The sequence below is a fragment of the Photobacterium indicum genome (genome assembly GCF_003026215.1).
GTDB lineage: Bacteria > Pseudomonadota > Gammaproteobacteria > Enterobacterales > Vibrionaceae > Photobacterium > Photobacterium indicum.
This window is the reverse complement of the sequence record NZ_PYOC01000007.1, coordinates 249,156-264,216: the sequence shown is the minus strand read 5'-3', so window position 1 is coordinate 264,216 and position 15,061 is coordinate 249,156. Positions and strand designations below refer to the sequence as shown.

Sequence of the window (15,061 nt, the reverse complement as noted above, 5' to 3'; positions counted from 1 at the left end):
TTGATAGTGCTGGCGACACCGTGATGACGGTAACTGTCGATACCGACGGTTCATATAAGGTTACCGTAACAGGTCCAATTGACCAAGGTGACAGCGAATCCACCAATATCGATTTGAACGTTACTGCTACTGATAAAGACGGCGATACCACTGACGGTTCAATGGATATCACTATTACTGACGGCACTAATGCCACGGGTGGCGACCAAGGTGCGCTAACACTGAACGAAGGCGATTTGGACTCGTTGGGTGACGGTGTTAATCCGGGTGATACAGATACAACATACCCAGCATCGCAATCGGGCTCGTTTGTTATCAAGGCGGGTGAAGACAGTCTTGTTCCAAGTTCAGTAAAAATTGACCCAGCATTACGAAGTGACTTGATCACTGAACTGCAAAATGAACTGACCTCAGGTGGCGAAAAGCTGACGTTTGATGTCGATGGTAATGGCAAGCTTGTCGGCAAACTGCCGAACGGTGATGTGGCTGTAACCGTTACCTTATCGGGCGAGCAGCAAGGCCAAGACGTGAAAGTTACGGTGACCATCGAACAGAATGTCCCGTTGGATCATACTAATACCGGCGACAGCGCAGGCTACATTACCTCTGCGAATGATGAAATCCACATCAATGTACCCGTGCAGGCGACAGATACTGACGGCGATGATTTAGATACCCCAGCTAATGTGGATATCACGATCACTGACGGCGCGAATCCATCCTTTGGTGCTGATTCTGGCGTGACGATTAATGAGTCAACAGATAAAGGCGATGTTATTTCCGGTCAGATCCCACTGGATGTGGGCTCTGATGCGATTGATACCATTGTGTTCCAAGTGGCTCAACCTGGATTAACAGGGATCACCAGTAATGGTGAAGCGACGACGTTTACGGTTGTGGGGAATACCCTGACGGTTCTCGACAGTGCTGGCGACACCGTGATGACAGTGACCATCGCGACTGACGGATCGTATGAAGTGACCGTAACAGGTCCGATCGATCAAGGTGACAGTGAATCCACCAATATCGATTTGAACGTGACTGCTACTGATAAAGACGGCGATACCACTGATGGTTCGATGGGTATCACCATCACTGACGGCACCAATGCTTCAGGTGGTGACCAAGGTGCGCTCACGCTGAACGAAGGCGATTTAGATGTTGACGGTAATGGTGTCGGTGGTACTGATACTACATACCCAGCCTCGCAATCTGGCTCATTCGTTATCAAGGCGGGTGAAGACAGCCTTGTACCGGGTTCAGTAAAAATTGATCCAGCATTACAAAGTGATTTGATCACTGAGCTGCAAAACGAACTGACCTCTGGCGGCGAGGCGTTGACGTTTGAAGTGGATAGTAACGGTAATCTGGTCGGTAAACTGCCGAACGGTGATGTGGCTGTAACCGTTACCTTATCGGGCGAGCAGCAAGGTCAAGACGTGAAAGTCACGATGACCATCGAACAGAATGTCCCGTTGGATCATACGAATACCGGTGACAGCGCGGGCTATATTACTTCTGCCAATGATGAAATCCACATCAATGTACCCGTGCAGGCGACAGATACCGACGGCGATGATTTAGATACGCCAGCCAATGTGGATATCACGATCACCGACGGTGCCAATCCATCTTTCGGTGCTGATTCTGGCGTCACCGTTGATGAAACAGCACAAAAAGGCGATGTGATTTCTGGTCAGATCCCACTGGATGTGGGCTCTGATGCGATTGATACCATTGTCTTCCAAGCTGACCAACCTGAATTAGTCGATATTACCAGTAATGGGCTACCAACCACGTATACCGTAACAGGCAATACGCTGACTGTTTTTGACAGCGCGAATAAGCCAGTAATGACAGTAACTATTGATACCGATGGTTCATACAAAGTCACGGTCACTGGACCTGTTGATCAAAGCGGTGTGAGCGATAGTATCAATGTCGATTTAGGTGTCACAGCAACCGATAAAGACGGTGATATAACGAACGGCTCAATGGACATCACGATCACCGATGGTGATGATGCAGCAGGCGGTTATTCAGGTACGATTGAACTGATCGAAGGTGATCTTGATACTGACGGCAATGGTGTCGGTGGTACAGATACTTCTTATCCTGCAACGAAGTCAGGTAATTTTGAACTAACTGCTGGTGAAGATCGCTTGGTTCCTGATTCTGTTGAAGTTGACCCTGCGCAAGTCAATGCCTTGATGGTGGAATTGGCGTCTGAATTAACGTCAAGTGGACAAGCATTAACCTTCTCGTTAAATGCTGACGGTGACATTGTTGGTAGGTTAAATGGACAAGTTGCGTTGACGGTTGAATTGTCTGCGGCACAAAACGGTCAAGATCTGACGGTGACTGTAGATATCACGCAAAATGTTCCATTGGATCACAAAAGCACCGGCGATACCGTGGGTTATATAACGTCTGAAAATGATGAAATTCACATCAATGTGCCAGTACAAGCAAAAGATACTGACGGTGATGATCTGACGACTGCAGCGACTGTTGGCATCATCATTAAAGATGGTGACGATCCATCGTTTGGTAATGATGCGGGTATCATCGTTAATGAAACGTTGAATAAAGGTGTTCCTGTTGAGGGGCAACTGAATCTGGATGTGGGTTCTGATGCCATTGCAACGTTAGTCTTTGCGGAGACCCAAACAGATCTCGAAAACCTTACTAGTAACGGTAATCCTACGACCTATGATGTGGTTGATAACACCATCACATTATTTGATAGCAATGCTCAGCCAATCATGGTGATAACTGTTGATACAGACGGCAAGTATACCGTGACAGTAACAGGTCCTATTGATCAAGAAGCAAGTTTGTCGACTGATTTGAATTTGGGTGTCACAGCGACAGATAAAGATGGTGATAGTGCTTCAGGTTCAATGAACATCAGCATTACTGATGGTGCGAATGCCAGTGGTGGTGAAACTGTTAGCGTGGAAATTACAGAGCCGGATTTAAGTCCAAATGGCTACCTAGTGTCGGCTGAGACTGATATCACGCTGAATGCGGGTGAAGATCGCCTTGATGTTACAACTGTCGGTATTGATGCTACACAGCAAGCGGCATTAATTTCTGAACTGGAAGCGGAGCTCACTTCTGGTGGTGAAACGCTGGCATTCACACTCGAAAATGGTGTGTTAGTGGGTAAGCTTCCGAATGGTGCTATTGCGGTTAGCGTGACAGTGACTGCGGTACAAGCTGGTCAAGATGTCACAGTGACAGTTAAAGTCGATCAACTTCTGCCTCTGGATCATAACGCGTCGGGTAATAGCACGGGATATGTCAGCGAAAATGGTGACAGCATTGCAATCGATGTTCCTCTGCAAGGTAAAGATACCGATGGTGACAGCTTAGATACCCCTGCGGTTGTGACAGTAACAATTAAAGATGGTCAATTGCCGTCATTCGGTGTTGATACTGGAATTTCTCTGAACGAAGAAACGCAAGAAGGTCAAGTTATCTCTGGCAGTATTGCTGTTGATACGGGTAGTGATGCGATTGCATCTATCGAATTTGATGATGCAAATATGCAATCTGGCTTTAATGGTGTTACCAGTAATGGACACGCAACGACAGTTGAAGTGAGTGGTAATGTATTACTGCTGAAAGACAGTGATGGCAAGACTGTACTTGAAGTCACCATTAATAACGATGGTTCTTACACGGCGAAAATCACCGGAGAGTTGGATCAGGATATTAATAACCTGCTGAACTTGCCGATCAAAGTGACTGTAACAGATGGTGATGGTGACACCGCCAGCGGTACCATTAATATTGAAGTGGCTGACGGTAGCGATGCGACAGGCGGTGAAAGCCTCGCAATGACTGCAGTTGAAGGGGATCTTGAAACCTCAACGGGTGGAACGACCTATCCTAAAACAACGTCAGAGTCCTTTATGGTAACGGCGGGAGAAGATCGCCTCGATCCAACAACAGTGAACGTAGATCCAGTAAAAGTGGCAGCGCTGATTACCGAGTTGGAATCAGAATTAACATCAGGTGGTGAAAATTTAGTCTTTTTGCTCAGTGCGGATGGCTCGACTTTAGTCGGCACCACGACCCCTGGCGGTGATGTCGCTGTAACAATCACACTATCAGGCACTCAAGTGGGTGACGATATCAATGTGAATGTTGAGTTCAAACAGCATCTGCCACTCGATCATAATAACCCAACAGATGCCGATGGCTTCGTCAAAACCAATGGCGATGACATTACGATCAGCGTGCCTGTACAAGCGAAAGACACTGATGGCGATGATTTAGATACTGCCGCGAAAGTGGATATTACGATTCAAGATGGTGCCGATCCTGTCTTCGGTCTTGATGGTGGCACAACCATTACAGAAACCGAAAATAGCCAAACGGTATCAGGTGCGATTGACCTTGATATAGGCAGTGATGCAATTGATAAGGTGGAATTTGATGCGGTGCAAGCATCGCTTGTTAGCTTAACGACTAATGGTCAGGCGACAACGTACACCGTCAATGGAAATGTAATCACGGTAACGATTGATGGCGGTATCAATAACGGTGCTCCCGTTCTAACCATCACCATGAATAAAGATGGCACGTATATAGTTAAGCAAGATGAACCGCTTGATCAAGATAATACACAAGGAGATGACATTGGTCTGACCTTGGGTGTCGTTGCGACAGATAAAGACGGTGATGTCAGTAATAGCGGTCAAGTCATCATTACGATCAAAGATGGTCAAGATGCGACAGGTGAAAATGTTACTGCAAACCTAACGGTTGTAGAAGGCGACCTTGAAAATCCGGCTATCGGTAGAGCGTACCCATCAACAGGATCTGCTAGCTTTACGGTTGAAGCCGTGAACGACAATCTGGTTTCAAATACGATGCGTGTTGAAGCGGATGTGCAAACTGACCTCTTAGCTGAGTTGAATAGCCTGACATCAAATGGTGCGCCATTGACGTTTATGCTAACGGTTGATGCCAATGGTGTGATTACCATTACGGGCATGACACAGGCTGGCAGCGCAGAAATTTTAGAGATAACACTGACCCCAACGCAGCTAGCGAATGGTGATGTCAGCGTAGCGATGGTCATTGAGCAAAGTGGTCCATTGGATCACACTAATGGCTCGGGTACTTACGTGAATGTGGGTGACGACGCGATCACTGTCGATATTCCAGTTCAAATGACGGATTCTGACGGCGATGATCTTGAAAAGCCAGTGAGTGTGAATGTCACCATTACTGATGGTGATGATCCGAAATTTGGTGCTGACAGCACTGTTAACCTAGAAGAAGGGGATGACGGTGTTGTTTCCGGCACAGGTCAAATTGATGTCGACACAGGCAGTGACGATGTTGTTAAAGTGTACTTTGACGATATGCAATCTTCGCTAAATGGCCTAACCAGCAATGGTGAAGCAACCACTTATACCGTTAGTGCAGATGGCAGCACGATTATTGTCACTTTAGTGAGTGATCCGAATGTGGTGGTCATGGAAGCCACGGTTGATATCGACGGTAACTATACGGTTGATCAGAAACAACCGATTGATCAGGTTGACGATAAAGCAGGTGATAATGAAAACATTGTTCTTGATGTATTAGCAGATGATAAAGATGGTGATACCAGTGCGCCGGGTCATATCAATGTCGTGGTCAATGACGGCACCAATGCTGGGGGTGGCCAAACGGGTACTATTACTATCACTGAAGGTGATTTGACACCTGAAGGTAGTGAGTCTCCTTACCCTGTAATAGGTAGTACTACGATCAATGTCCCTGCAGGCGTCGATCGTCTAGATCCTAATTCTGCTGAGATCGATAGCGATACACTTGATGCATTAATTACTGAACTACAAAATGAATTAACAGCGGGTGATCAGCCAATTACGTTCACCTACAACGCAAATGCGGGCACATTAACGGGTGTTGCTGCCGGTGTTGTCGTGATGACTGTGGTTGTAGACGCAGTGCAAGCCGCGAATGGTCATGATGTAGATATCACCATTACCATCACACAAAACCAACCGCTTGATCACCAAGGTGGCAATGCAAATGACATGGTATCAACTGATGGTGACAAGATTACCATCGATGTGCCTGTCCAAGTCGCAGATACCGACGGTGACAAATTAGATACAGGTATTTCAGTTGATGTGACTATCAACGATGGCAGCAATCCTGTGATTACAGACTTTAAAGCTATTACTGTTGATGAAAGTGCTGTGAATGGTGATAACAAAAACCATCAAGGTTCTGACCCGTCAAGTAAAGGCGAAAAAGCAAAGGGACAAATTGTTGTTGATAGTGGTAGTGATGAGGTCACTGATTTCGTTATTGATGTTGCTACCTTTAATCAGCAAAACGCTGGTGTACTAATGTCGGATGGGCAGCAAATCACTCTGTCTTACAATAGTAATAATGGTAAATATTTTGGTAAGGCTGGTAATACGACTATTTTCGTTATCAAGCTGAGTGATAGCGGAAAATATGAATTCATTCTAAAAGGTAATGTTGACCACGAAGAAGGTGGCCTAACAGATGATGAACTGATAATAACTCTTCCGATACAAGCGATTGATCAGGATGGTGATAAAAGTAATACCGTTAATGTACCTGTTACGATCAAAGATGATGAGCCAACGGCGAGTGATGTTACTTTAAATACGGTTGAAGGTCGCACTTCTACATTGGAGGATGTGTTATCAATCGTAGGTGAAGGTGCTGATGATGCAACCGTGACCGCATTGATTGTCGACGGTGTTCGTATTCCTTTAGATACATTACCAAAGTCTGGTGAGTACTATCAGTATGAAGTTAAAGATGGTGTCACTGTTCTTGGAATATTGTTGATCACAGCTGAAGGTGAAACGTACTTTAGTGCAAATGGTGATCTAGACCATGCAATTGAAGATATAACGAAACTCATTGATGTGGAAATTACCGATGGTGATGGTGATACTGACACGAGTACGATTACGTTAGAAATAAGTGACCAAGATTCCACCTTAACCACACATAACAGCACTGGCCAAGAAGATAGCGGCAGTGCTTCAGACACGATTGCTTCGGATTACCACGGTATTGTCATCAACATGGATATCGATGTGGGTGACTCAGATCGTGGTGAATCTGTGGGCACGGTTACCATTACACCTGTCGGTGATATGCATGGTGATTTCATGTGGAATGGTGCTGTGATTACGCCTAATGCCGATGGTTCAATTACCTTCCCGTCAGCAGCCTTCACCGATAATGGTGACGGTACTTTCTCTCTCAATGGCGTAACTTTTATGCCGGATGAAGACTTCTCAACCATTAATGGTGACTTGAACTTCAATGTGAGTGCTGAAGTTGTCAATACTGACGGCAGCAAGCACCCAGGTATGAACGGTAGCTTTACTGTGCATGTCGATGGTGTGGCGGATATCCCAACCTGGGATGATAGCAATACCACCTATCACTATACCGTGACGGAAGATGCGGATAGCGTTGGACTGAACTTGACAGCCGTTCTTCAAGATGACGATGGCTCTAATACTAGCTCGGAAGATCTGTATTACTTCATTACGATTAAAGAAGGTGAAGGCACGTTAGTTGGTGACAACCTAGTAGAAACGCCTACGGGTTCTGGCATCTATAAAGTTGCTGCAGCTGATATTGGTTCTGTACAAGTAGACCCTGCGGATAACTTCAGTGGCGACATTAAGTTAGATGTATACGCGCAGAGTGAAGAGCGTGACAACCAAAATACGGCTGACTCTGTTCATAAAGAAATCATCATCAATGTCAATCCAGATGCTGATGATGCGACCATGAAAGTGAAGCGTATTGAGTCAGATGAAGATGAGTTGATTAGCTTGAAAGATCACATCTACCTAACACCTCAAGACGACAACGCTGATGGTTCAGAAAAACTCTTTGTTCGCATTTCCGGTTTACCAACAGGCGCTATATTGTTCCTTGATGGACAAGCATTAGTACCTGATGCCGATGGAAAATACGAAGTGGCTTATGATGATATTGATAAGCTGCAGTTACAACCAACGCCAGAGAGTAATGTTGATTTCACGATAAAAGTTGAAGGTGTAATAAAAGATACCGCAACAGTCACTAATCCTGATGGCACAACAACCACAGATGTGGTGAATGAGTTTGTAACTGGTGAGCAAACAATTGAAGTTGACTTAACGGGTGTTGCTGATAAGCCGGACTTTGATTTCAACAATTCATCATGGACAGAATTAACCGATGGCCGTACTGGTCTTGAAACTACGATTGATGAAGATAGTTCTGCAGTTTTTGACTTCTCTGTCATGTCGGGCGAATACGCGTTAGCGCCAACAGATAACTCAGAAACACTTAGCTTGGTTATTTCGAACATTCCGGAAGGCGTTAAGATTTTTGATGCAAACGGTAATGAACAATCGCTAGTCTATGTTGGTACGGATGCGAATGGTAACCCTAAGTATGAAGTGAATCTTGATACATTGCATGGCATCACAATAACTCCACCATTAAACAGTACGGCTGATATTGATCTCGATGTGCGATTGGTCGTGACAGAGAATGACGGTGACAGTAAATCGTTTGACGGTAACTTGGTTATCCATGTTGAGCCAGTGGTCGATGCGACGGATTACAGCAAAAACTCAAACGGAAATGAAGATAACTACGTTAACTTGAATTGGCAGCCAGACCTTACTGATAGCAAGGAAGTAATCACTGGTTTGGTGATTAAAGATCTTCCTGCTGATTATGATTTGTACATAGGCAACACATTGATTTCTTCTGGTGGTGGGGACATTACCTTGACGCCAGCTCAGGTGGCTCAGATTACATCTGGCGGACAATCATTGCGCGTGAAAGGTCCTGAAGATTCTGATGTTGATTTAACATTGAAGACGGAAGTGACAGTCACCGAAGTGGATGTCGATTCAGCGGCAACTGATGTTAAAAACATAGAAGGCACACTCAATGTCAATATTAATGCTGTTGTGGAAGACGATGGAAAATTAGCGATTGTGGACAATAACGGTGATGTGACGAATAAGATTACCAGTGATGCGAATGGTGTTATCGACATCAATATTAATACAACGGGTGATCAGACGTTTACCAATGGCTTAAGTTTCATCGAAGATGATTTAAGCAGTACTGAAGTTATTGAAAAAGTCATTATTACGTTGGTCGATGCTGATGGTAATACGATTACTGATCAAGACATTTTGGATCAGTTCTTGGTGATAGGGGGGATTAATAATGGTGATGGTAGCTGGACGGTACCTCAATCTGAGCTGGGTAATCTGCAAATTATTGCAACAGTTGACCAGACCTCTACAGTTTTCGTTCATATTTCTGCTGAGATTCGCGATCTAGGTGATAACAACGAAGGCGATTCGAGCGACGGTGTTCGTAAAGACATTGATACTGTCATCGAACTCGACTTCAACGGTACAACGGGTGGCGATCAAGAGGCTGGAAATATTGATGCGCAACCCGATATTGTCATTACAGGTACCGAAGATAATCATCTTAATTTTGGTGATCAATTAGATGCATTCATTTCTGTCAGCATCGCGGGGCCACATCATGATAATGATGTATTTACCTTAGTCATTGATGCTTCAACGCTACCTAATGGTGTGTCTATCACTGGCGCGGAATATAACTACGAAACGGGTGAGTATGTACTTAAAGTACCTGTTGACTCAGAAGGTCACGTTGATTTGTCTGCGGTTGGTATTAAATTACCTGAAGATTTTGCCGGTGATTTTGAGCTTGACGTTAAATACGTGACGACAGATACAGTGAGTGGTGATGTCAAAGAAGTAACTGACACCATTCCTGTGCAGGTGAACCCTGTTGTTGATATTCCTGGTAATTCACAAACGGGCAATCATACGCCAGAAGTCGAAATTAGCGTCGTTAAGACCGATGGACTAGACGGTAACAAGCAACCGATCAGCGATGGTAGCGCAGATCATGATTATACTGGTGTCGCGTATGAAGACGGTGATATTACGCTTGATTTGAGTGTGGTGCTTGCAGATAGCAGTACCTCTTTAAACGAAGGTTTAGAAACGGTGACGTCAGTAACACTGACGGTTGATTCGACGAAAGGTTTCTTTGTTACAGCTGACGGTTCATTAGTTTCTGAAATTACTCTACCTGCAAGCGAATTGGGCAATATTCAATTCCGTCCAGTGGAAGATTTCAGCGGTTCAGTCAGTGTTGGTGTAAAAGTTGATATTACGGATACGGCGAACTTCGATCAAACAGGTGGTTCAGCAACGGATACGGGCTCTTACAATACGAATGTTAGCTTTGAGGTTGTGGCAGTTAACGATGCCGTGAATTGGACCGGTACCGATAAAGTTGTGGTTGGTCAAGAAGATGCTGGAGGTGTGTCGCTTGCGGGCATCGGCGGAACGATTATCGATGTTGATGGCTCTGAGCAAATTCTGTCTATTAAGCTGACGGGTGTGCCGGAAGGCTTCATTATTGAAGGCGCGGTGAACAACAGTAATGGCGAGTGGAGTATTTCGTTACCATCAGGCCAGACAACATTCAATTTAGATAATATTAAAGTGATTCCACCTGAAGATTTCAGCGGTGAAGTTGAATTGAATGTAGTGGTTTACAGTAAAGAAGATTCGTTAACGGAAGTAGCTGAGAATTCAACCAGTATCACTATTGACGTGCAGCCAGTGGCTGACCGTGTGGATACAGACGTTGAAAAAGAAGCGTCAGGTAGAGAGAACGACACCGCAGGGATTGATTTAATTCTAAATGTTGAAGCTTTTGATGATAAAAATAGTTATGACGGTTCAGCATTAAATGTGACAGAAAAAGGACCGGAAGGTTTACAAATTACATTAACAAATGTTCCCGAATCTAGTTCTATTGCTTTGCCGGATGGTATAGCGGGTGCCGTGGCTAATATGGGGGGCGGTGTATGGGTCGTGACTGTTGAGTCTTCAGATCTTGATAAGTTGATTTTCCACCCTGGTGATGCGAATAACGTTAATTGGAACGGTAATATCGAGGTTGATATTCGTGCCGTGGATAACGGTGTTGTTGCCGATAACAGCATCGCGGTTGATAAGACTATTCACATTGATGTTGAAGCTGAAAATGATGCGCCTGTTAACGTGCTTCCAAGCAATTTGACAGCTGATGAAGATGTACCGCTATTAATTAGCAGTCTGAAAGTGGTGGATGTTGATGCTAACGAAACTGCTAATAGTGAAATGACGGTGACCCTGAATGTCGGCGATGGAACATTAAATGTGCCAGATAGCTTCGACTGGGCAGCATTAGGGTTGACCGTTACAGGTGAAGGCTCGGAGACATTAATCGTTATGGGTAGCCTTGATGATATCAATGCGCTATTAGCGAGTGGTGTGGAATATACGGGTGATACTAACTTCAATGGTGACGATACCCTGACCATGACAATAAATGATCAGGCGAACTCTGGTACTGGTCCTGCTGAAGGGTTGACTGACAGCGACAGTATCACGATAACAGTTAACCCTGTGAATGATGCGCCTGTGAATACAGTGCCTAATGCTGTAACTGCGGAAGAAGACGGCAGTACAGTAATTACAGGTATGCAGATCAGTGATGTCGATTTTGGTGAAGCAGGCACGACGGGTTCCATGTCTGTCACGTTAAATGTAGCGCACGGTATTTTGAGTGTTGATATTCCTGTTGGAAGCAGTGTTGTCGTGACAGGTCAGGGAACTGACACTGTGGTGATCACGGGAGCAATGGATGATATCAACGCATTGTTGAACAACGGTGTTACCTATGAAGGTGACAACAACTACAGTGGTGCTGATGAACTGACTATGACGACCCACGACGGCGGTAATGTCGGCTCAGGTACTGACGAGACGGCAATCAGTAAAGTTCCTGTAACGGTAACCCCGAAAGCCGATGCGCCGACATTATCTCTAGATAATAGCTTTATCCAGACGGCTGCAATCCGTGGCTCGCTAGGCACAATGATTCCTCTGCTTGGCTTGATTGCAGTATTAACCGATACCGATGGTTCTGAAACCTTGAGTATTATGGTTAAAAATCTTGCTGGAGCTGACTTGGTCAATAGCAATGGTGATGTCATTGCGGGTAATCAAGGCAATGGTACTTGGATTATCACCAAAGAAGACCTTGCAGACTTAAATGTGATTGGCTTGCCTGAAGGGGGCAACAACCTAGAAGTTGTGGCTGTATCAGAAGAAACTGATGGCAGCAAAGCTGAATCAGCAACTGTCGATATCAATGTTGTGGTCGATAATCTTGCCAATACTGGTAATCAGATTGGAGGTTCATCTAGCTCTGATGCCGCAAACTTGGTGATTGATAGTAGTGCTGAAGCGACATTGTTGGGTGGTGATGGCAACGATATCTTAATTGGTGGCGCAGCTTCTGACATTTTAGTCGGCGGTGCTGGCGACGATATTATGTGGGGTGGCGAGCAAGGTGGAACTGGCGATGGTGTTGAAGATATCTTCAAGTGGCAAGCTGGTGACTTTGGTACTGCGACTAATGTCGCGACAGACACCATTATGGACTTCGAAGTAGGTATCGATAAAATCGACCTTACAGATGCCTTCAGCGCGTATGATTCAATGTCACTTAGTGATTTGACTAATCTTATAAAACTGACGGGCAATGGAACGGATTCGACTCTTGAAATTTACGATGACCAGGGCGACTTAGTTCAAAATATCGTTATCAATGGTGTATCGGAAACAGCCTTGCTAGGGAATGACCCTGCTGGTATGTCAGATGAAGATAAGTTAGGCATGTTACTTAACAGCGGACAGCTTGATGTGGCTAACAACTTTGGTGATGCTGGGGAAAATACCCTTGTTGCGGATAATAGCGGTGAGAATCTTTATGGTTTTGACGGCAACGATATCTTAACTGGCGGTGCAGGAAATGACTTCTTGACTGGTGGTGAAGGTAATAACTTGTTCACATGGGATGATACATTGTCCAATGAAGATGTGATTACTGATTTCAAATTGGATCAAGACCAACTCGATTTATCTCAAATATTGTCAGATGGTGGTGATGATAAATTTGATATGGATGATCTACTTGGACATGTCACCTCTGGTGATTTGACCGCGAGCTTTGATAACGACGGTAAAGTTAACTTATCTGTTACCAATAGTGACTCTGGGAATACACAGAGTATCGTTCTTGAAAATATTGACTCTGCTAGCCTTGGTGATGTTAGTCAGGCAGATATTCTGAATCAATTATTCAGTCACGATGCTTTCAAGGTCGACCCTAACCTTTGATCCAACACGCATAATGAAAAAAAGCCAACCAATTTACGGTTGGCTTTTTTAGGTTTAACTATCAGATAAATGTGGGTAATTATGTGATTTCGCGAGTGCTTACCAGATAAGTCATGTCACCTGATTGATTTGTGACCAGTACGCATGCGTCGATAAATCTTTTAATAATAGGGAGCTTAACCTCAGATATAAGCCCGTATTGGCATTCGGGAATAAAGCAAAGCAGCCTTCCTTATTTCCTGCTGAATAAACATGCTAATTGCTAGTAGGTCACCTACTACTATAGATCCAACTAGTAATTTGTTTGGTACTTGTCATAAATGTAAATACTTTGTTATGTTATGTGCTATGTTTTTAGCGGTAATCAGAACATGGAATGTATATGAAAGCACGTGAAGCGAATTTTGATGGGTTGGTAGGTCCTACACATAACTACAGTGGTTTATCTTTTGGTAATGTAGCCTCTGAAAAGAATCAGGCAAACCAATCCAACCCCAAGCAAGCTGCCAAGCAAGGGCTAGCGAAAATGAAAGCACTGGCTGATATGGGCTTAGTGCAGGGTATTTTAGCGCCTCAAGAACGGCCAGATGTTCACACACTACGTCGACTTGGCTTTATGGGTAGTGATGCGAATGTTATTGAACAAGCTGCTAAGCAAGCGCCTAAAGTGTTGGCTGCATGTTGTTCGGCTTCAAGTATGTGGACGGCGAATGCGGCAACAGTGTCTCCTTCAGCTGATACTGCTGATGGTAAAGTACATTTCACCCCCGCTAATCTAACAAATAAATTTCATCGCTCGATTGAACATGAGACAACGGGGAGAATCCTTCAGGCAATCTTTGCTGATAAAAAACACTTTGCTCATCATCCTGCGTTACCTGCTGTAGAGCACTTTGGTGATGAAGGCGCTGCAAACCATACCCGTTTTTGTCATCAATATGATGAGCAAGGTGTCGAGTTTTTTGTTTATGGTCGTCATGCTTTTGATAGTCGATACTCAGCTCCGAAAAAATACCCTGCACGTCATACTTTTGAGGCATGTAAAGCAGTGGCGCGTCTTCATCAATTAAATGGTGATAAAGTTGTAATAGCGCAGCAAAACCCAGACGTTATTGATCAAGGTGTGTTTCATAATGACGTTATTGCAGTGGGCAACAAGAACGTTCTATTCTGCCATGAACAAGCTTTTTTGAATCAACAAGATGTGTATAACGAGTTAACCGCCAAAGTTGGAGGAAACTTTAAAGTTATAGAGGTTCCAACTAGTGCAGTAACCATTGAAGATGCTGTGACTAGCTACTTGTTTAACTCTCAATTACTTGAAATGCCAAATGGTGAAACAGTATTAGCCTTGCCTGAAGAATGCCGAAATAATGAGCGAGTTTGGGCGCACGTACAAACGATTATTAATGCTAAGCAAGGTATTGATAAAGTACAAATATTTGACCTAAAGCAAAGTATGGCAAATGGCGGTGGTCCGGCATGCTTACGTTTACGTGTTGTTCTGAATGAACAAGAACTTCAAGCCGTCAATCAGTCTACGTTAATGAACGATATACTGTTCAATCGTTTAAATTCGTGGGTAGATAGCCATTATCGTGACACGATAACTGATGCTGACCTTGCCGACCCACAGCTAGTGGTTGAATCTCGTGCTGCACTTGATGAGCTAACTCAAATCTTAGATTTAGGTTCTGTTTACGCGTTCCAACGATAATCATTTGGATTGACTGATTAAT

2 protein-coding genes are annotated in these 15,061 nt (G+C 44.4%); both read left to right on the top strand.

Features of this window, described 5'->3' with window-relative positions:
• Positions 1–161: 161 nt before the first annotated feature.
• The gene (locus C9J47_RS27160) at positions 162–13,322 is read left to right on the top strand and encodes a T1SS-143 repeat domain-containing protein (RefSeq protein ID WP_245903529.1); all 13,161 of its coding nucleotides are present in this window, start codon (positions 162–164) and stop codon (positions 13,320–13,322) included.
• 382 nt (positions 13,323–13,704) lie between these two features.
• Positions 13,705–15,039 carry an N-succinylarginine dihydrolase gene (astB, locus tag C9J47_RS18685; RefSeq protein ID WP_107254843.1) on the top strand — a complete coding sequence of 445 codons (1,335 nt, stop codon included), beginning with the start codon at positions 13,705–13,707 and terminating at the stop codon, positions 15,037–15,039.
• The last annotated feature ends 22 nt before the right edge of the window (positions 15,040–15,061 follow it).